Annotated in this window: 19 protein-coding genes; 11 read left to right on the top strand and 8 right to left on the bottom strand. The window is 44.0% G+C overall.

Annotated elements, in window-relative coordinates:
• Positions 1 to 118 precede the first annotated feature (118 nt).
• Entirely contained in the window at positions 119 to 1,558 is a 1,440-nt protein-coding gene (nhaD, locus tag OCV11_RS16930) for a sodium:proton antiporter NhaD (protein ID WP_261897203.1), read from the top strand.
• Positions 1,559 to 1,725: 167 nt separating this feature from the next.
• On the top strand, positions 1,726 to 2,883 hold the full coding sequence (locus tag OCV11_RS16925; RefSeq protein WP_261897202.1) for a 5-methyltetrahydropteroyltriglutamate--homocysteine S-methyltransferase: 1,158 nt from the start codon (positions 1,726 to 1,728) through the stop codon (positions 2,881 to 2,883).
• 127 nt (positions 2,884 to 3,010) lie between these two features.
• On the opposite strand, the gene OCV11_RS16920 is transcribed toward OCV11_RS16925, so the two are convergent.
• Entirely contained in the window at positions 3,011 to 3,496 is a 486-nt protein-coding gene (locus OCV11_RS16920) for a methylated-DNA--[protein]-cysteine S-methyltransferase (protein WP_261897201.1), read from the bottom strand.
• Positions 3,493 to 4,863, bottom strand: a complete 1,371-nt coding sequence (locus OCV11_RS16915; protein ID WP_261897200.1) for a DNA-3-methyladenine glycosylase 2 family protein — start codon at positions 4,861 to 4,863, stop codon at positions 3,493 to 3,495. The genes OCV11_RS16920 and OCV11_RS16915 overlap by 4 nt, the downstream gene beginning before the upstream one ends.
• Before the next feature lie 227 nt (positions 4,864 to 5,090).
• On the opposite strand from OCV11_RS16915, the gene OCV11_RS16910 reads away from it, so the two are divergent.
• The gene (locus OCV11_RS16910; RefSeq protein ID WP_261897199.1) at positions 5,091 to 5,534 is read left to right on the top strand and encodes a DoxX family protein; all 444 of its coding nucleotides are present in this window, start codon (positions 5,091 to 5,093) and stop codon (positions 5,532 to 5,534) included.
• Positions 5,535 to 5,635: 101 nt separating this feature from the next.
• Here OCV11_RS16910 and OCV11_RS16905 read toward each other — a convergent pair whose 3' ends face one another.
• Positions 5,636 to 6,520: a LysR family transcriptional regulator gene (locus OCV11_RS16905; RefSeq protein WP_261897198.1), complete on the bottom strand. Its 885-nt coding sequence runs from the start codon at positions 6,518 to 6,520 to the stop codon at positions 5,636 to 5,638.
• Positions 6,521 to 6,670: 150 nt separating this feature from the next.
• On the opposite strand from OCV11_RS16905, the gene OCV11_RS16900 reads away from it, so the two are divergent.
• Positions 6,671 to 7,030: a DUF413 domain-containing protein gene (locus tag OCV11_RS16900; RefSeq protein WP_261897197.1), complete on the top strand. Its 360-nt coding sequence runs from the start codon at positions 6,671 to 6,673 to the stop codon at positions 7,028 to 7,030.
• Between the two features lie 229 nt (positions 7,031 to 7,259).
• Here the strand turns inward: OCV11_RS16900 and OCV11_RS16895 are convergent, their stop codons facing one another.
• Positions 7,260 to 7,511 (bottom strand): DUF3081 domain-containing protein, encoded by a 252-nt coding sequence (locus OCV11_RS16895; RefSeq protein ID WP_261897196.1) that lies wholly within the window; start codon positions 7,509 to 7,511, stop codon positions 7,260 to 7,262.
• A gap of 385 nt (positions 7,512 to 7,896) precedes the next feature.
• On the opposite strand from OCV11_RS16895, the gene nagB reads away from it, so the two are divergent.
• On the top strand, positions 7,897 to 8,697 hold the full coding sequence (gene nagB / locus OCV11_RS16890; RefSeq protein WP_261897195.1) for a glucosamine-6-phosphate deaminase: 801 nt from the start codon (positions 7,897 to 7,899) through the stop codon (positions 8,695 to 8,697).
• A gap of 79 nt (positions 8,698 to 8,776) precedes the next feature.
• On the opposite strand, the gene OCV11_RS16885 is transcribed toward nagB, so the two are convergent.
• Positions 8,777 to 9,115: a bactofilin family protein gene (locus OCV11_RS16885; protein ID WP_261897194.1), complete on the bottom strand. Its 339-nt coding sequence runs from the start codon at positions 9,113 to 9,115 to the stop codon at positions 8,777 to 8,779.
• A gap of 8 nt (positions 9,116 to 9,123) precedes the next feature.
• Positions 9,124 to 10,077 (bottom strand): M23 family metallopeptidase, encoded by a 954-nt coding sequence (locus OCV11_RS16880; protein WP_261897193.1) that lies wholly within the window; start codon positions 10,075 to 10,077, stop codon positions 9,124 to 9,126.
• Positions 10,078 to 10,695: 618 nt separating this feature from the next.
• On the opposite strand from OCV11_RS16880, the gene OCV11_RS16875 reads away from it, so the two are divergent.
• From OCV11_RS16875 to OCV11_RS16860, 4 genes are all read left to right on the top strand, one after another.
• A complete protein-coding gene (locus OCV11_RS16875) occupies positions 10,696 to 12,594 on the top strand; it encodes a PTS mannitol transporter subunit IICBA (RefSeq protein WP_261897192.1) in 1,899 nt (632 codons plus the stop codon).
• Positions 12,595 to 12,691: 97 nt separating this feature from the next.
• The gene (locus tag OCV11_RS16870) at positions 12,692 to 13,837 is read left to right on the top strand and encodes a mannitol-1-phosphate 5-dehydrogenase (RefSeq protein ID WP_261897191.1); all 1,146 of its coding nucleotides are present in this window, start codon (positions 12,692 to 12,694) and stop codon (positions 13,835 to 13,837) included.
• 60 nt (positions 13,838 to 13,897) lie between these two features.
• Positions 13,898 to 14,428 (top strand): MltR family transcriptional regulator, encoded by a 531-nt coding sequence (locus OCV11_RS16865; protein ID WP_261897190.1) that lies wholly within the window; start codon positions 13,898 to 13,900, stop codon positions 14,426 to 14,428.
• A gap of 161 nt (positions 14,429 to 14,589) precedes the next feature.
• Positions 14,590 to 15,339 carry a GntR family transcriptional regulator gene (locus OCV11_RS16860; protein WP_261897189.1) on the top strand — a complete coding sequence of 250 codons (750 nt, stop codon included), beginning with the start codon at positions 14,590 to 14,592 and terminating at the stop codon, positions 15,337 to 15,339.
• Positions 15,340 to 15,559: 220 nt separating this feature from the next.
• On the opposite strand, the gene OCV11_RS16855 is transcribed toward OCV11_RS16860, so the two are convergent.
• Positions 15,560 to 17,047, bottom strand: coding sequence for a UxaA family hydrolase (locus tag OCV11_RS16855; protein ID WP_315972758.1), 1,488 nt, complete (start codon positions 17,045 to 17,047; stop codon positions 15,560 to 15,562).
• An 83-nt stretch (positions 17,048 to 17,130) separates the two neighbouring features.
• Entirely contained in the window at positions 17,131 to 18,534 is a 1,404-nt protein-coding gene (gene uxaC / locus OCV11_RS16850; RefSeq protein ID WP_261897188.1) for a glucuronate isomerase, read from the bottom strand.
• Positions 18,535 to 18,913: 379 nt separating this feature from the next.
• Here uxaC and OCV11_RS16845 point away from each other — a divergent pair, with 379 nt between their 5' ends.
• Both OCV11_RS16845 and OCV11_RS16840 read left to right on the top strand, forming a co-directional pair.
• Positions 18,914 to 19,447, top strand: a complete 534-nt coding sequence (locus tag OCV11_RS16845; RefSeq protein WP_261897187.1) for a TRAP transporter small permease — start codon at positions 18,914 to 18,916, stop codon at positions 19,445 to 19,447.
• Entirely contained in the window at positions 19,447 to 20,805 is a 1,359-nt protein-coding gene (locus tag OCV11_RS16840) for a TRAP transporter large permease (protein WP_444546127.1), read from the top strand. The genes OCV11_RS16845 and OCV11_RS16840 overlap by 1 nt, the downstream gene beginning before the upstream one ends.
• Positions 20,806 to 20,811 lie beyond the last annotated feature (6 nt).

The raw sequence follows: 20,811 nt of genomic DNA, 5'->3' as shown, positions 1-20,811 counted from the left end.
CAACTAATTTCATCGTTCCCGCGCCTAAAAATCAAACTAAATTGATTTAGTTCACAAATGCTCCAGCAAAGAGTCCTTAATATTTCTTTGTATTTAAATTTTCCTGGAGCTAAAAGCAATGAAGCGAACACTATATGGAGTGGTAGTTTTTCTCCTATATTTAATACCAGCGGTCAGTCTCGCCTCTTCTAATTCGGATTCCGTACCTTCACTGACACACTCTTTTATTGGCTACGCTGCTATCGCTATTTTTGTGATTGCTTATGCTGCTGTCATGTTAGAAGAATATCTTAAACTTCATAAATCCAAGCCAGTACTGCTTGCAGCGGGCTTGATATGGGCTCTCATTGGTTGGGTTTACCAGCAATACGGTCAATCAGAGCTGGTTGAGCATGCTATTGAACACAACCTGTTAGAATATGCTGAGCTACTTTTGTTCTTGCTTGTTGCGATGACATATATAAACGCAATGGACGAGCGTGGTGTATTTGACGGACTTCAGTCATGGATGTTGAAAAAGGGTTTCAATTTTCGCACGTTATTTTGGGTCACTGGCTTTCTTGCCTTCTTTATATCTCCAGTAGCCGATAACTTAACGACTGGTTTATTAATGTGTGCGGTTGTAATGAAGCTAGGCGGCGATAATAAACGCTTTGTCAACCTTTCCTGTATAAATATTGTGGTTGCCGCAAACGCTGGCGGTGCTTTTAGCCCATTTGGTGATATAACCACGTTGATGGTTTGGCAAGCAGGCAATGTTGAATTTGGTCAGTTCTTCGACCTTTTCATCCCTGCCGCAGTGAACTATCTGGTTCCAGCGATCATCATGTCGATGTTTCTACCTAAACAGAAACCCGCCAGCGTATCGATCGCAACAGAGGTAAAACGGGGTGGATTAGTTATTGTCGCCCTGTTTATTTTCACTATTCTAACCTCAGTCACCTTCCACTCTTTGTTCGATTTTCCTCCCGTCATCGGCATGATGTTGGGTCTCGCCTACTTACAATTCTTTGGTTTCTATCTAAGGGTCACCTTCAATCGCGCCGTGGAAAAGCGCAAAGCCAAAGCAGAGTTGGAACGCGACGAACAGATGCTGCAAAAAATGGGATCGTTTGTTCCTTTTGATGTTTTCCAACGGATTGCTCGCGCTGAATGGGACACTTTATTGTTCTTCTATGGCGTGGTGATGTGTGTCGGTGGTTTGAGCTTACTAGGTTACTTGTCGATGGCATCCGAAGTGATGTATTCACAATGGAACCCAATTACCGCCAACGTCATCATTGGTATTCTTTCTTCCATCGTTGATAACATTCCAGTGATGTACGCCGTTCTGACTATGGATCCTGTGATGTCGACGGGTAACTGGTTATTAGTCACGCTCACCGCCGGGGTTGGGGGCAGCTTGCTCTCTATCGGTTCTGCTGCAGGCGTTGCGTTAATGGGCGCAACTAAAGGGCTATATACCTTTGGTAGCCATTTAAAATGGACTCCAGTGATTTTATGTGGCTATGCGGCCAGTGTCGTTGTACACGTGATGCTTAACCACGCACTGTTCTAAACTTAGTGATGGCTTATTGTTAAGCACTTTGGCGAACCTTCGCCAAAGTGCTTTTTATGCAACATGAATTTTTCTCATACTCCTCATGCAGATCTCTCACTTCTTTTTCTTGGCATAACCCTCTAATTTGGCAGCATTATCTTTCTGTTTTAGAGGCGCTTTCCCCTATGTCAATCAAACCTCCATTTCGCGCTGATGTCGTTGGCAGTTACCTACGTCCAGACTATCTTCACACTGCTCGCAAGGCATTCGCGCAAGGCAATTTGTCCCAGCAAGAGTTAACTGCTGTAGAAGACAAAGCCATTACTGAGTTGGTGCAACTTCAAAAAGAAGCTGGACTGAACGTCATTACCGACGGAGAGTTTCGTCGCAGTTGGTGGCATTTAGATTTCATGTGGGGGCTGAACGGCGTAGCGAAGAAGGCAATTGATAACGGATATTCTTTTTCAGCGATGCAAACACGTGCCGAAAGCGTGCAGCTAACCGGGAAAATAAGTGGTGATAACCACCCATTTATTGAGCATTTCAACTTCCTAAAACAGTTTGCTGAAGAAGGGATTGTGCCTCGCTTAACCATTCCAGCGCCAGCGCAATTTCTCAAAGAGTTGGAACGGGAAGGTAATCGCGAACAAACTCGTGCTATCTATCCAGATGAAGATGAATTGCTTCAAGACATCGCTGCAGCTTATCGTACTGTGATTCAACAAGTTTATGCAGCTGGCTGTCGCAGCTTACAACTTGATGACTGTACATGGGGAATGTTAACCGACCCTAAAGTTCAGCGCGCAGCAGAACAAGTTCAAGTACCCACTTGCAGTTGCGGCCATGATCATCAACCGGTAGCCACTTCTGCTCTGGATAATTTGTTAAATAAATTACTTAAAGTAAATAACTTAGCGCTTGAAGGTGTACCGGAGGATTTGGTTATTGGCACACACGTGTGCCGTGGTAACTACCGTTCAACTTGGGCAGCAAGTGGCGGTTATGCTCCTGTTGCTGAGGTCCTTTTTGCCAAAGAACACGTCGATGCGTTCTATTTAGAGTTTGATACCGAACGCGCTGGCGATTTCTCTCCTTTAGCGCATGTGGCAGAGGGTAAAAAAGTGGTATTGGGATTGATCTCCTCCAAAGTGGGCGAGCTAGAAAATGCCGATGATGTGGTGGCCCGCATCCAAGAAGCGAGCCAATACGTTCCACTAGAAAACCTTTACTTAAGTACTCAATGTGGTTTTGCTTCAACCGAAGAAGGCAACAACTTAACCCAAGCACAGCAATGGGCAAAAATCGCCTTAGTGCGTGAAGTGGCTAAACGAGTATGGGAATAAGCTCCTGAGGGAATAAACCGACATCCCCCGCTCAACACAAAGAGTCCTTACTGAAGGACTCTTTGGTTAATGACGAAAACAAGTATGAACGACCAAGACAAACCTAACGTCACCTGCCTCAAACACGCTATTTTACTAAATGCGTAATCCCCTCAAGCTCCAGCAAGGCTTGCTTGCGTTCGATCCCACCCGCATATCCCGACAAGTGACCATTTTTCCCGACCACACGATGACATGGGATAAAAACCGATATCGGATTTCGCCCATTAGCGGTTCCTACCGCTCTCACTGCTTTGGGATTCCCCACTTGCTCAGCCAGTTCTTGATACGACCGTGTTTCACCAAAAGGAATCGCGATTAACGCTTGCCACACTTGCCGCTGAAACTCGGTCCCATGCAAACTAAGAGCGACAGTGAACTCTCGTCGTTGTCCAACAAAATATTCCCCGAGTTGAAGAGCTGCCTGCTGCAATAACGGCAAATCTGGATGTTCTGTGCCCAAATCGTTGGGGCGCGTTGTGTGAGTTTCAAACCACACACCAGTAATGCCTATCTCATCACATTGGATGGTGACTAAACCTAATGGGCTGTTATATTGACCAAAGTATCTCATGATAACCAATTCCAACAGTGAAACGTTGCGTAACTCCCCCATGGAGATACACGTTGAGCGGTAACTTGAGGCAATTGATTCATCGCCTTTTTCACGATCAAATCGCCTTCGAGAAAACAATCCACCTGCCCATCACCACGCAGCTGCGCATATTGCACAGTCCATGGACCAATGCCTTTGACATCCAGCCATTGCTGGGCAGGAGCATCGGGATTTTCAACCATAAATTGAGCAAACCGCTTAAGTGTCTCTTTACGCGAATTGGGCATGCGTAAGAAACTCAAATCCATCGCTAGGACCTGCTCCGGTGCAGGGAAATACCAAGGTTTAGGCTGTCCCTGATAACAGGTTTGAACCAACAAGTTAAGTTGACCAATAGCGCCTTTGATTGTGACCTGCTGACCTAAAATTGCGCGCACTCCAGCTTCCCATGTATTCCAAACACCAGGTAAACGAATGCCGGGCAGCTTAACCAATCCGGGCTGACACTGCTCTAGATGCTGTTCAATAACATCGGTGTCGGCATCGAGATCAAATTGGCGGCGAACTTGGCTGATCAGGTAGCGTAGTTGGCGTATATCCTCCAATTCAAATGTCAGTTCCATATTTGAATTTTCTGAAGGAGAGACACAAAACCTAATTTTCTGACCTTGATGTAAAAGATGGCGAGAATAGCTATCGTCACTGACCTCTTCAACGCCCTCAATAGCACGAAGCGCATAAAAATCACGCATATGTTGCCACGCCAGTTTGCCCTTATATGGAAGCAACAACTTGTACTCACTGGATATAACTTGATGTTGACGTCTGAGCTGAGTCGGCGCCATAAGGAAATGCTTAGCAAAGGCATCGTTGAAACGGCGCAGGCTATTAAATCCACAGGCATAAGCGATATCCACGACACTCATAGCGCTACGATGCAGCAGTTGTTTGGCTAAAAGTAGCTGTTGATACAAAGCGTAGCGCTTAGGCGAGAGCCCCAAATACTGGTCGAATAGCTGGCGTAAATAGCGTTCACTGATACCCAATCTATCCGCCAAATCAACCACCGAACCATTGGTTAGTATGCCTTGATCAATCAGTTTTATCGCGCGTTCAAATGTTGTCGCAGTACCCATCCACCGATATGACTTAGGTGCACTATCAGGATGACAACGCAAACAGGGTCGATAACCCGCTTCAATCGCTTGTGCCGCAGTATGGTAATAATCGACGTTTTCCTCTTTAGGCAGATTGGCTGGGCAGATTGGTCGACAAAATATTTTGGTTGTTTTGACTGCAACAAAAAATACTCCGTCAAATCGAGCATCACGACTTAAACGAGCTTGCCTATAGGCGTCTCTATCTATGGTTAGAATGGTGGACATAATTCATCCTTTTCCCTTTTGATGCCTTATCTTACGTCATTACAGCTCGCGTACTCGCCATTTTCGGTACTCTATTAGATATGCATCAGAAAGTTCCATAAAACAAGTTCAACATTTTCGAACATCAATATCAGATACGACGGATTATCAACACAATGAATGTCACCTAGACTGAGCGCAACTTAGTGATAACACTTACGAACCGTATTTGATTTGAGGAACTCCACATGGGCGCATTTTTGAAAAAACTGTTAACTTCTAACGCTGGTCTCGCTCCACTAGCACTACGTATCCCTGTCGGCATCATTTATATGGCACATGGTAGCCAAAAATTGTTTGGTTGGAACGGTGGTTATGGCCTACAAGGTACTGGCCAATGGATGGATTCTATCGGCATTCACCCAGGTGTCTTAATGGCTGGCCTTGCAGGTAGCGGCGAGTTCTTCGGTGGTCTTCTGCTTCTTGTTGGTCTGTTAACTCGTCCAGCAGCAGCTGTCACTGCATTTACTATGCTAGTTGCCATTTTCAGCGTGCACATTTCTCACGGTCTATTCCTGAGCAATGGCGGTTACGAATATGGTCTAGCCCTGTTTGCAGCAAGCCTATCTTTACTCTTCTCTGGTCAAGGTAAGTTCGCTATCGATAACGCATTAGTGAAAAAATTCAACTAATTCAGAACTCTGAGATAATCAAAAAGGGCGAAGTGTTCACTTCGCCCTTTTTCAATTCTGCTGATTTTTTATGCTGATAATGTGCCGTCGACACATCTCGTCTACATTGCCTCGCCAGCTCGCGTTAAGCTGTATCCCGTTAGCGGATCGATATGTTTCACCAAATCCTCAACCTGAATAATTGCATCAATCGACGAACTGTTTTTACGATAGCTCAGATAAACAGGACGATACCAGTCATCAACACCCTGCACTCGATATAACTGTTTTGCCTTGATAAATGGCTCTACAACCGATGCGGGCAGATAAGCACTACCACCCTTCTCCAAAATGAAATCAAGCGCTATACGTGCCGTTGAAGTGCGCAGAAATGGGGCTGGCGCTTTAGGGTGACGTTCACCATGTTCTGAAGCAAATCTTGCCCCCCAATCTACATAGACATAGCGACGATCAAATACGTTATCTACCGTATCGGCATGGGTGGATACCAACACCAACACCATGTCAGCCACTTTCTTACATTGCAGCTCTTCCGCTTTGATGGGGTCAAACGCAAATGCCATATCTAGCGTTCTTTCCAATAGCTGACGGTTCAGTTGTTCTCGTCCCATGACTTCTGCCATAAAACCATAGCCATCAAACGCATCTGTAACTACGCTAAGACAATTCTGTAAATAGGCATCCCATATATTAGGTGTACCACCTAACGTCAACTGGAGTGCTTTACCGCCATCCAGAGAGAGGTCATATTTGGCCTGCTGTAACGTAGCCACCATGATTTCCGCATAGTTGACTAAACGTTCGCCCGCAGACGTCAGTTTGATGTTATTTCGATCACGAGTAAAAAGCTGAGCGTCAAAATAATTTTCTAATTGTTTAATCCGTGCGCTTACCGCTGCTTGGGTAAGATAAAGATTCTCAGCCGCACGTCCAAAATGCCGGACTTTGGCCAACTCAAGAAACGTACGAAATACTTTTACGTCCATAGTGAACCCTCAAAAATTACCCTTATATATTAATAGCTAGTATTAATTGTTACGACAAAAAAGTTTTGTTTTTCTTTTGATAAATTTACGCCTAACTTTCGCCGTAATCAATGGCTACACGGTGGTAGCACGTACTTACACGAGGTTGACATGTCTGAGACTGAATTTCGTCAAGGAAAAAAGCGTTTTTACGATAATAAAAAATTCCCACGCGGGTTTGCGAAATCTGGTGACTTTACCCTAGCAGAAGAAAATCTCCTAATGCTTTATGGGGACACACTAGTTGGTCTAGAGTCTGGTGAATTGACACCAGAAAACTCAGAAGAACAACACTTTATGCAAGTGGTAGACAACCCAGATTTAGCTGAAACTAAGATCGAGAAAGTGTGGATGAAATACGTTCGCCTTGCTCGCGGTCGTAAGCGTTTTCATACTCTTAATGGTCGTAGTCGTCCAGATGCATCAGAAGATTATTCAGAAGACGAACCAACGCTTACTGAAGAAGACTAATGCTCTAATGGTTTATCAGGGCATTCCCGAAGGAATGCCCAAAGATACTGGTTTTCTGCCAGTATCTTGTTAGGTGATTGAATCGCGTAATAGGAAACACCGCTTCGTTCTTGTTACAAAATGGCAGAGTGTCACTCTTCTGCCCTCTAAACCTATCTTTCTCCTAAAGCCCCGCTTCAGTGAAACACTGCCGGGGCTTTGTTTTTATCCGTTATTTTTACCGCCCATCTCACTTCGCTAGATGCTCCAATTTCTTTAAAAAGCTATCTCTCAGATGCTCTTGGTCGTAATCAAGATGGTAGGTGTTGTGAAATCCCATCCGCAGCTCTACCCCGTTACCACGCATATAAACGTTATAGCCATCGTAATCAGCGTACGCTTCAATGCCTTGATACATTTTGCCATTTTCCGTTGGCTCACCATGTTGCATGACATTCTCATAAGCGTGCAGCACTTTGCTGGAGTCCAATTCATTTTTCATAACCGATGCTCCTTTTAACGAATATTCTTAAACAAAACTGGTGTCGAACTGGAGCGATTTCAACCATCGCTGCCATAACAAGGTTCAATAACCACCTTGGTTTGGCTCCTATGCGTTATCAAAAAATCGTCACAATTCCCTCACTACCACTAGTCATAAGTATGTGAACAAAGTTTTAACAGAATCGCGGAGTCGGTCAAAATTACTTTTTTCTCGAATAAAATTAAACCATCATAAAAATGTTTAAATCGCACTACTTCTAGACAAATAACAAATAACAAATGCAGTGCTCGACTGATAAACGGATAAAAACATAGCTAACACTCCGCACTTATTTTATAATGCGAATTAATGAAATTTTGAACCTTACTTGGTGGTAACTTACATGAGACTGATTCCTTTAAAAACAGCAGAGCAAGTTGGACAATGGGCAGCAGACCACATTGTGAAACGAATCAATGCATTTCAACCGACGGCAGAGCGACCATTTATTCTTGGTCTACCAACAGGTGGCACGCCACTCACTACCTACAAAGCACTGATTGAACGCTTCAACGCTGGCAAGGTTAGTTTTAAACACGTCGTGACATTCAATATGGATGAATACGTGGGTCTACCAGCAGAACATCCAGAATCGTATCGCTCCTTCATGTATCAAAACTTTTTTGATCATGTTGATATTCAAGAACAAAACATCAACTTGCTTAATGGCAACACAGAAGATCACGACCAAGAGTGTGCTCGTTACGAAGCGAAGATTAAATCTTACGGCAAAATTAATCTGTTTATGGGTGGCGTGGGTACCGATGGTCATATCGCGTTCAATGAGCCAGCTTCCTCTCTTGCTTCTCGTACTCGCATTAAGACACTCACCGAAGATACACGGATTGCCAACTCACGTTTCTTTGGTGGCGATGTTAATCAGGTACCGAAATACGCACTGACTATCGGTGTGGGCACGTTACTCGATGCAGAAGAAGTGCTAACTCTTGTGATCGGCCATAATAAAGCATTAGCTTTGCAGGCTGCGGTTGAAGGCGCTGTGAATCATTTATGGACAGTATCAGCGCTACAACTTCACCCTAAGGCCGTTATTGTGTGTGATGCACCAGCAACTCAAGAGCTGAAAGTGAAGACCGTTAAATATTTCACTGAACTTGAATCAGTGAATATGCAAGGTTACTAGTGAAAACTAATGCCAAATAGGCGATTAGCGAACAACAAAAAGGGTCGTATCAACGACCCTTTTCACTTATTCGTACTGATCAATTTTCAGTGGATGCCGCTTTCTTTTCAGTCGGCGCTGCCTTTTTCTCAACGCTCTCTTTCACGTCTTTGAAATCGACAACTTGCTGCTCTGGCGCGGGATAGGTAATACCGTTAAAACGCCCGCCTTGTTCAATACTTAAATCATCACTGTAAATCGTACCGTTCACACGACCTTTGCTAAGAATTTCAATCTTGGCCGCATAACAAGTCCCTTCAAAAGAACCATTTACAATGATGTGTTCAGCGTAGAGTTCACCGTTAGCAGAACCACTTTCACTAATGACAAGAGTTTTATCAACGTGCAATTGGCCTTCGACATCGCCATCGACCTGCATGTTGTTTTCTACTTTAAATTGTCCACTAATTGAGCACCCTTCTGCGATGAGAGTTGTAACTGAGCGCTGACTCGTTGCTCGACTTTGCTTACTAAAGATTCCCATCGGACACCTCTTATCTTAGTAAAAATTGTATCAAAATCATTCAGACCCCAGTCAACAAACGTTTTAGGATCTAACGATCGCCCGACAAAGCGGATTTCATAATGCAAATGGGGACCAGATGTCAGACCAGTATTTCCAGAATACCCAATTAAGTCGCCCTTCTGGACGAAATCTCCCATTTGAACTTCAAATTTGCTCATGTGTGAATATGAGCTGGTAAATCCAAACGAATGCTGCAAGCGCATGTAGTTACCCGAACCTTGATTACTAGGACGAGTCACTTCAACCACACCATCTGCAGGCGCATAGATTGCTGTACCGACATTCACTGCGAAATCTTGTCCACGGTGAAATTTTACATCGCCAGTCACTGGGTGAACCCGCTTACCATACCCAGAAGAGATACGCCCCTCCTTTACCGGAGCGCCATTAGGGATACGATTAAGCATCACCACCCGAACTGAAGAGGTGATAGCGGCGGTGTCTAGACGCGATTCTATCTTGGCATCCGCATCATCTTCCTCAACCCCAAGAACTTTTTCCAGATCTCCAAGGCGGTCAGATACGGTTTGCATCTTCTCTTCTCGTTCTAACAAATCACTTTGCAGAGAATCTCTAAGCTCTTTCAATGAAGAAACTTCCTCATTGAGAGACATCGATCGGTTTTCCAGCTCTCTTTGTTTCAACTTGGCGAAATCGACTTCATTGACTAGGTAGTAAATCACGCCAGCTGTGGTCAAAACCCCCGCCAGAATAAAATAACCAAATCCTTTTAAGCAATGTCGATACCATTTTCCAAGTTGAAAATGCCGAGTTCCGCTTATGGATGAAACCGATATCACAACGCTTTCTTTCATCTATACATCAGCATTTATTTGCAACTTTGTCAGAATTTTATCAGGGTTCTGTCAACAACAAAACTTTTTACTGTGATCTTGTCACAGTTATCAAAATTTAAATTAAGCAACTCATCAATTGGTCTAATAAGAAAAACATCAAGAGAAAAAAGGTAGGAATAATGGTGGGTTACAACGGAATATTTGCTTACAATTCCGTATCAAAATTACAAATATCGGGTTAGAGTAATTACTTAATTATTTCATTTACTGAAATAATTCATCTGTAGTGATAGTGATCACTTATATAAATTTTCATTAAAATTTACCCGATAAAAATGTGATTTAAATCACTAAAGGTTAGCAGATCAATTTATTTATTTTGTGACATCAAGCATTACAAACTATTTGCAAAAAAATAAATAACTAATTTGTAGCAAAATTACATGCAAAAATAATGATGTAGATCACTTATAAATTATTTTCAGGCTGGAATTTGTTGACGGTAATCACAAAAAACCCGTTCGAGATCCAATGTGTAAATGATGTGGTAAATTGACTGGGTACTAAGCAATCAACGGTTTTCTCAGGACCGTTACTACAACAATTATTCATCGGAATATCGAACGGGGAAATCTTATGATATCACCAGATGCTAAGGTCAAGGTACAGAATTTTGGCCGCTTCTTATCGAACATGGTAATGCCGAATATTGGCGCGTTTATCGCCTGGGGTATTATTACTGCGCTTTTTATTCCAACAGGTTGGATACCAAATGACAAATTGGCTTCCCTTGTTGGCCCAATGATCACTTACTTGTTACCTCTCTTGATTGGTTACACTGGTGGTAAATTGGTTGGTGGTGAACGTGGTGCCGTTGTTGGTGCTATCACTACTATGGGTGTTATCGTTGGTTCTGACATCCCAATGTTCTTGGGTGCCATGATCGTAGGTCCTTTTGGTGGCTGGGCGATCAAATCTTTTGACAAACGCGTTGATGGTAAAATCAAAAGCGGTTTTGAAATGCTGGTTAACAACTTTTCAGCAGGCATTATCGGCATGATCTGTGCGCTGATTGCCTTTATGCTGATCGGCCCATTTGTAAAAACCCTTTCAACTGCATTAGCATCAGGTGTTGATTTCCTAGTAAGTGCTAACTTACTGCCTTTGACTTCTATCTTCGTTGAACCTGCAAAAGTGTTGTTCCTAAACAACGCGATTAACCACGGTATCTTCACTCCACTAGGTATTCAACAATCTAAAGAAGTGGGCGAATCTATCTTCTTCTTGATTGAAGCAAACCCAGGTCCTGGTCTAGGTATTTTGTTGGCTTACATGGTGTTTGGTAAAGGTACTGCACGTCAAACAGCGGGTGGTGCGTCGATCATCCACTTCTTTGGCGGTATCCACGAAATCTATTTCCCATACATCCTAATGAACCCACGCCTAATCCTTGCTGCGATGGCTGGCGGTATCACAGGTGTATTCACACTAACTATGTTCCACGCGGGTCTTGTTTCTCCAGCATCACCAGGCTCAATTTTTGCCGTATTGCTGATGACTCCAAAAGATTCTGTGGTCGGTGTTCTTTCTGCGGTTGTCGGTGCCACTGTCGTATCGTTTGTCGTTGCATCTATCCTGATGAAAACGTCAAAACAGACATCAGAAGATGACGGTTTGGAAAAAGCCAGTGCGCAAATGAAAGACATGAAAGCGTCTTCAAAAGGCCAAGCTGCTGCAACTCAAAGCCTTGCTGAACTAGGCAAAGTAAGCAAAATCATTGTTGCTTGTGATGCTGGTATGGGTTCAAGCGCTATGGGTGCCAGCATGCTGCGTAAAAAGGTGCAAGCTGCCAACCTCGATATCAGCGTGACCAACTTAGCTATCAACAACTTACCAGGTGATGTTGATATCGTTATTACCCACAAAGATTTGACCGCTCGTGCTCGCAATCATGCGCCTAACGCACTGCACATCTCTTTGACCAACTTCTTAGACGGAGAGCTCTACAACAACCTAGTGAAAGAGCTAACTGAAAAGAGTGCTCCAGCAGCAACGCCAAGTGCAGCGCCAGCTAAAGCACAACAAGCTCCAGTATTTCAAATCGAACCGAAAAACGTGTTCCTCGGCCTATCTGCAGATTCAAAAGAAGATGCGATTCGTTTTGCAGGTAACAAGTTAGTTGAGCTCGGTTATGTCCAACCTTCCTATGTTGACGCCATGTTTGAACGTGAAAAGATGGTTTCAACTTATCTAGGTGAATCGATTGCCGTACCTCACGGCACCATTGAAGCGAAAGAAAGCGTTATCAAAACCGGGATTGTTATCTGCCAATATCCAGCAGGCGTGCAATTTACCGAAGATGAAGATGACGTTGCCAAACTCGTGATCGGTATTGCGGCTAAGAATGATGAACACATTCAAGTCATTACCATGATCACTAATGCCCTCGATGACGAAGAAGCCGTACGTAAACTGACTTCAACTGCAAACGTCAACGATGTGCTAGAGATTTTGGCAGGCAACCAAGCCGCTTAATTTCTCCACTCGCTCCTGAGTCGTTATTTCTAGGGTCAGTCTTCCCCCATGACTGACCCCACCCAGATTTTATTTAAATTTTAGGTAGGTATTAGCTATGAGTAATGCAATTCATTTTGGTGCAGGTAACATCGGTCGTGGTTTCATTGGTAAATTACTTGCTGACGCAGGCATTCACGTTACTTTTGCCGATGTTAACCAAGAAGTAGTGAGCAAATTACGTGAAGACAACCAATACCAAGTGAAAGTGGTTGGCGAAAGCTGTGATATTCAAACCGTAACGAATGTGACTGCGATTAGCTCAATTGGCGACGATATTATTGCTGAGATTGCCCGCACGGATCTTATTACAACGGCAGTTGGTCCAAACGTTTTGGATATTATTGCCAAAACCATCGCGAAAGGTCTTGAAACACGTTTTGCTAATGGAAATACACAATGTCTAAATATCATCGCTTGTGAAAATATGGTGCGCGGTACTTCTCACCTAAAAGAAGAAGTATTCAAATACTTAGATGCCGCAACTCAACAAAAAGCCAATGAACTCGTTGGTTTTGTTGATTCAGCAGTAGACCGTATTGTGCCTCCAGCAGAGCCATCAAATAATATTCTTGATGTGACCGTAGAAAGTTTTAGTGAATGGATTGTCGACCAAACTCAATTTAAAGGTGAGATCCCTGAAATTGCTGGTATGGAAAAAACCGATAATCTAATGGCGTTCGTAGAACGTAAACTATTTACTCTGAATACAGGCCACTGTGTTACTGCTTATCTCGGCTGCTTAAACGGATTTAAAACTATCCGTGAAGCTATTGAAAATGATACTATTCGCGCAGAAGTTAAACGTACAATGCAAGAAAGTGGCGAAGTATTGATTCGTCGTTATCAGTTTGACCGTAACGCTCACGCAGCCTATATCGAGAAAATCTTAGGCCGTTTTGCAAACCCATATTTAGTCGATGAAGTTGACCGCGTTGGCCGTCAACCACTACGTAAATTGGGAGCAAATGACCGACTCATCAAACCATTACTCGGTACAATTGAATACGGTACTGAAAACGATGCGTTACTTTCAGGTGTTGCAGCAGCCTTAAAATACACCAATGCAGGTGACCCTCAAGCAGTTGAACTGCAAGAGTCTATTCAATCTGTAGGTATTGCTCAAACACTTGCAAAATATACAGGACTGGACGTCAACAGTACTGAAGTAAAAACGATTGAAACAAAATACAATCAGCTTTAATTTGCTTGGCTTAAGAGGGCACAAAGTGCCCTCTCTATATAACGATAACTAGATCCGTAAATGGTAGAACAAATTAACGAATCAGAAATTCTTGAAAAACTTAACCTTGCACCGTCAGTCAGGGGCTTTTTTATTACTGCTGTCGATGTATTGACTGATGCGGTTGATGCGCTCATGCAGCGTATTTTTCTTAAAGATAACTTTGCCGTTCAATCGGTAGTTGGCCCATTACTGCATGACTCAGGTCCTCTTGGCGACGTTCAAGTACGTTTAAAACTGCTTTTTGGCTTAGGCGTTGTTTCAGATAAAGTCTTTCAAGATATAGAAAAAATCATAAAACTGAAAAACTCATTGAATGCGGATTGTTCAGAACATGAATTTACTGACACCAAAGTCATGAACGCGATTCAATCATTCCATTCGATTAAAAAACTAGGCTTACCTACGTTTGAACTTATCGAAAGTGATATCGAAATGGATGTCGAGTTTTACCAGCTGCAACTTCAACGTCGTCAGCAAATGATCAAATCGAGCCTTTCGTTAGCCGTGATTGAAATTTGCAACGCTTTGAACATCGATAGCCCCTTCTAAACAGAATGTCATTCCATTTCAGCAACCAAACTCATTGAGTTTGTTGCTGTTTTTTGCATCTCTTTGCGAATACCCCACCATTTTCTCAATTTTCTCCTTTACCTCGCAGCAATTCGTTTTAATATGAAAACCATTGGTATAACAGATTTGGTGCAATACCTATGGAATCGACCGTAAAACTCTATCAACGCATCGCAACACGTTTTAAGCAAGAGATCCGAGCGGGACGCTATAAGGTCAACGATATGTTACCGGCGGAACGCATTTTGGCTGAGCAGTTGGACGTCAGCCGCACCGTGGTACGTGAAGCCATGATCATGCTGGAAGTGGAAGGTTTTATTGAAGTGCGCAAAGGTTCTGGCATTCGGGTAATCAGTACTGAGGGCAACCATTCTGAAGTGGAACTCAACGACAATAGTGACGCCATCGATATCCGCAACTATGGGCCTTTTGAACTGCTGCAAGCAAGGCAATTATTTGAAAGCAATATCGCTGAATTCGCCGCATTACAAGCTTCCAAGCAAGACCTTGTGGCATTAATGAAAATTCAAGAACAAGCCAAGCAAGACGACTACAGTCGTGACTCCTACTGGGATAGTGAATTTCATATTCAATTGGCTCGCTGTACCCAAAACTCTGCGATTGTGGATGTGGCTGAAATGCTCTGTCGTCACCGTGAAGACAACCCTTACTGGAAAAAACTGCATGAGCATATCAAAGACGATCAAATTCGTAGTTGGTATCAAGACCATGAAGACATCGTCGAAGCGCTGATAAAGCGCGATGCAAAAGCAGCCAAACAAGCGGTATGGCAGCATATTGAGAACACCAAACAAATGTTGTTCGATGCTTCTAGTGATGATTATGACCGTTTTCTGTTTGCCGAAAGCCCTCAGGTACAATTCTCCTAACCTTGAACTTGCAACTCATCTCTTCTCAACTTAGGTGGTCTAGCTTAACCATATAGGCTTAACCACCTAACCTAAGTTATCCACCAATAACGACCTAAGATATGTAACGCTTGCTTAGATTGGCTAACGCAGTGACTTCGACTGCCACCTCAATAACGGGAAAGGCCCGCAAAGCGAGCCTCTCCTGCAATACAAACCTCATTGTCACCAATCAGTGGCACTATAAAGTCACGCCACTTTTGAACACGGCAATCTCACGAAAATCATTACGCTCATTGCACGTTTGCTCACCATTAACAATAGCTGCAACACGGTCGATAAACGCAGTAAGCACTGACTCCATAGCCTCTCCAGTGGCCAGTTGACCCGCATTAAAATCAATCCAATGCGGTTTACGTTCAGCTAACCCACTATTAGTGGCAATCTTCATGGTGGGAACAGGTCCACCGTAAGGTGTGCCACGACCTGTAGAAAACAGCACGATATGGCATCCTGCACTGGCAAGTGCCGATGTAGCGACCGCATCGTTGCCTGGCGCGCTGAGTAAACTCAGTCCTGGCCTGATTAACCGCTCACCGTAGGTCAATACATTCATGACCGGGCTACGTCCTGCTTTTTGCGTACAACCTAGCGATTTTTCTTCTAAAGTAGAAATCCCACCCGCTTTATTTCCTGGTGACGGATTCTCGTAAATAGGTTGATTGTGATCGATAAAGTAGCGCTTGAAGTCGTTGATCATGATGACGGTTTTATCAAAGGTCGCCTCATCTTGACAACGTTGCATCAAAAGATGCTCGGCGCCGAACATTTCCGGCACTTCAGTAAGAACCGACGTGCCGTCATGGGCGATCACATAATCAGAAAACCGACCCAACAATGGATTGGCAGTAATGCCAGAAAAACCATCGGAACCGCCGCATTCGAGGCCAAACCGAACCTCACTTAGCCAACCGGGTTGGCGCTTATCTTTCTGCATCTCAGTGGCAATAGCACGCAGCAATTGCACGCCATATTCCACTTCATCGTCGTGATGCTGACACACCATGAACTTGACTCGGCTTTCATCGATATCACCGAGAGTCTCTTTAAACACTGAGATTTGGTTATTTTCACAGCCGAGTCCGACCACCAAAACCCCACCTGCGTTAGGGTGTCTGACCAAGTTCTGCAACAAGGTACGCGTATTGATGTGGTCTTCCCCCAATTGCGAACAACCAAATTGATGAGTAAAGACGTGTACGCCATCAATCGCACCCTCAGGAAGCTCTCGCTCTATATCCCGTTTCATCTTGTTTGCCATAGCATTAACACACCCAACGGTGGGAATGATCCACAGCTCATTACGAATCCCTACATCACCATTGTGGCGGCGATAGAGTTGTACAGCTCGGTTTTCCATCGCAGCGCCAAGTGACGCAAACTCGGGCTGGTATTCATAGTCGCTGGTACTGCTGAGATTGGTTTTAATGTTGTGATGATCAACATGTCCACCAGCTGCAATCGGTTCAATAACATGACCAATAGGTGCACCATACTTACGGACGATATCGCCGACATTCAGCGGATATAGCGCCACTTTATGTGCTTGAGGAATATCCTCAGTGATGTGAAAAGAGTGTTGTGAAAAAGTCACTACTTCTCCGGCCTGAAGCGGACTGAGAGTGACCAAGACATTGTCTTCAGGATGGATTTGCATCAAGCGATTCACCGCCGTCTCCTTAGATTAAAGGATAGAAGAGAGCCTTGCCCAAAACGCCTATGCTCGCTTTGGGCAATGGTTAACAAAGCGTGCTATACGCCAAAATAATGTTTGGCGTTTTGATAACAAATGCCGCGCACCATCTGGCTGAGTAACGCAAAGTCGTTAGGTGCTTCACCTTGTTCAACCCAGGTGGCAATCATCTGACACAAAATGCGGCGGAAGTATTCGTGGCGGGTATAAGACATAAAGCTGCGGCTGTCCGTCAACATACCAACAAAGCGACTGAGTAAGCCCAATTGAGCGAGTTGAGTCATTTGGCGAACCATGCCATCTTTCTGGTCATTGAACCACCAGCCAGAACCAAACTGGATTTTCCCAGGTACACCACCACCTTGGAAGTTACCACACATAGTACCGATCACTTCGTTATCTCTTGGGTTCAAGCAGTACAGAATAGTTTTAGGCAAGGCGTTATCTTTATCTAACGCATCCAACAACTTAGCTAATGGTGCAGCGACCAAATCGTCATTAATGGAATCAAACCCAGTATCAGGACCAAGGATCTTAAACATACGAGAATTGTTATTACGCAGTGCCCCGATATGGTATTGCTGTACCCATTCGCGTTTAGCGTATTCACGGCCCAGATAAACCAGCACTGCGGTTTTAAATTGGGCTGCTTGATGTGAACTAACGTCACCACCAGCTAAGCGCTGCTGCAAAATGGCATCAAGCTCTTGGTCAGTCGCCTCAGCGTAAACCACCGTATCCAACGCATGGTCAGAAACGCAGCAACCGTGAGCTTGGAAATGGTCGAGTCGATTTTTCAGCGCTTGGCACAAATCCGCAAAACGGCTAATGGAGACATCCGCAGCCGCTTCTAAACGATGCACATACTCAACAAATCCCGCAAGATGAATATTGAACGCTTTATCTGGACGCCAGCTTGGTAGCATCTGGATCGTAAAAGAAGGATCATCAGCAACACGCTTATGTGCTGCCAAGTCATCGATCGGATCATCGGTCGTTCCCACCATTTCAACATTCATTTTTTCCATGATCCGGCGAGCTCTAAAGTCATCAGTTGCCAACATCTCATTACACTGATTCCAAATCTGCTCTGCACTGGATTCATTCACAATGATGTTGCTCAAGCCAAAGGGACGACGCAATTCTAGATGGCTCCAATGGTAAATAGGATTACCAATGGTATGAGGAACCGTTGCGGCAAACGCCATAAATTTTTCTTTGTCGGTTGCATCACCAGTACAAAAACGTTCATCCACCCCGTTACTGCGCATCGCACGCCATTTGTAGTGATCGCCTCGTAACCAGATGTCAGTCAAGTTAGTGAACTGGTAGTTATCGGCAACCTGTTGTGGAGGCAAGTGACAGTGAAAATCGATGATAGGTAAATCAGCTGCCACATCATGATAGAGACGACGAGCCAGCTCAGAGTGCAATAAGAAATCTTCAGAAAGAAAAGTGGCCATAGTTAAAATCCAACCTGTTATACCAATAATGGTGTAAATGTCATATTGGTACAGTAAATCCACCACGGTTTATTTCTGAGATCACCATTACAATTTGCGAAATTGCACTAATTTTGCCCGTTTGTAGCCGGTTATATTTGTTAAGTTGTTATATGTGTCAAATTTTAAAACACCTTTTCATTTAATGGTTCATTTTTTGATCATCAACGCATTTCTAATGTTATACCAAATATAATCTAACACACCAAAAGGTATACCAATTATAACAACCTACCTAATTCCGTACCTTTGACAGCAGAGAAACACTTGCGCTTGATAGATTCACTGAGCGACGTCAAAGGATAACCACTGAATTTGATTACACGAAGAGATGAAAGAAATGTTTATCCGAACAATGAACGATTTAATAAGTCGCGTGTTACAACTGGTGTTAACCCTCTTTATGATCGTAATGATCGTGGCGGTTGTTTGGCAGGTGTTTACTCGTTATGTAATGCAAGATCCTTCCGGCTTTACTGATGAGTTGTCGCGTTATCTCCTGATCTGGATCGGGATTTTAGGCGGCGCATACACCTTCGTTATCAAACGCCACTTAGCACTGGAACTTCTTTCCGCCAAATTGGCATCTCGCGGAAAACTGACATTAAGCATAGTGATCAACCTGATCATCATTGCTTTTTCATCCATCGCCTTTATTTACGGCGGCTCTGATTTGGTCTCTAGCACTCTCGAACATGGACAGATTTCTCCCGGGATCGTACTCGGTGGTCATCATCTATTGATCGGCTATGTGTACCTAGTCGTGCCGATTGCTGGATGTCTTATCGACTATTTTGGAGTGGTTGATATCGTCCAAGCCGTGCATGAACTGACTCAAAAATCTCATCCAATTTCATTAGAGGGGCAACTATAATGACGCTTCTTGATTTGCTGTTTTCTCAGCACTTTCTGCTCAATATGCCCGACGCATTTTTTGACTTGATGCCTGTCGTAGTGTTGTTTTGTACCTTAGCCGTCTTGCTACTTGTCGGTGTGCCAATTGCCTTTTCAATTGGTATTGCTGCGCTCTTAACCGTATTCATCGATTTCCCTATCGATAAAGCGACCTTATTGGTCTCACAAAAGTTAGCCAACGGCTTAGATAACTTTGGCCTACTCGCACTGCCATTTTTTATCGTAGCGGGTAACTTGATGAACCGTGGTGGTCTTGCAACGCGTCTAATCAACTTCGCTATGCTGTTTGGTGGTCGTCTTCCTGGCTCTCTTGCCCATGTCAACGTAATAGCGAACATGCTATTTGGCTCCCTATCGGGTTCAGCAACCGCATCTGCTGCTGCGGTAGGTGGAATAATGAAACCACTGCAAGAGAAACAAAAATACCCGATTGATTTTTCAACCGCGGTCAACATTGCCTCTTGCCCATCAGGCCTACTCATTCCACCTTCTAACATTCTGATCTTATTTGCGTTAGTCAGTAGTACATCAGTGCAGTATCTGTTTATTGCTGGTTATATCCCAGGGATCTTAATGGGTCTTGGTGTGATGCTTGGGATCTTTTTACTGGGCAAGCGTTATCACATTCCGCAAGAAAAAATCGTTGTGACCGAAAGAACCGGCAAAGTGGTTTGGGATGCAATTCCAAGTCTTACCCTAGTGATCATCATTATGGGCGGTATTTTAGCTGGGATCTTTACTGCGACCGAAGCCTCTGCAATCGCCGTTGTGTACGCCTTAATCTTGGGTGTGTTCTACCGCGAACTAAAACTCAAAGATATGTTCCCAGTGTTAGTCGAAAGTGTGGTCACCACCTCCATTGTACTGCTGATGGTTGCCACCTCCTCTGCTATGTCTTGGGCGATGGCCAATGCGGATATTCCTACCTTCATTGCTGATTTCGTATTGCAAACTTCGACTAACCCAATTGTGGTCATTCTGCTCATGAACGTCATTCTGCTCGTGGTCGGCACCTTTATGGACATGACCCCAGCAGTACTGATTTTTACCCCGATCTTTTTACCTATTGCCACCCAACTCGGCATCGACCCGATTCACTTTGGCATTATTCTCGTATTCAACCTGTGTATTGGTATCTGCACGCCACCCGTTGGTACAGCGCTGTTTGTTGGCTGTAGCGTGTCTGACTCCAAACTGGGCCAAGTTGTCCCTAAATTGGTCCCTCTGTTTGCCATCATGATCGTCACCCTCGGGATTATTACCCTATTCCCATCACTATCTCTATGGCTACCAACCCTAGCCGGATACCAACACTAACAACGA

It is taken from the genome of Vibrio porteresiae DSM 19223 (assembly GCF_024347055.1).
Taxonomy (GTDB): Bacteria; Pseudomonadota; Gammaproteobacteria; order Enterobacterales; family Vibrionaceae; genus Vibrio; species Vibrio porteresiae.
The sequence above is the reverse complement of the archived record's forward strand: the minus strand, read 5'-3'. Positions and strand labels throughout refer to the sequence as shown.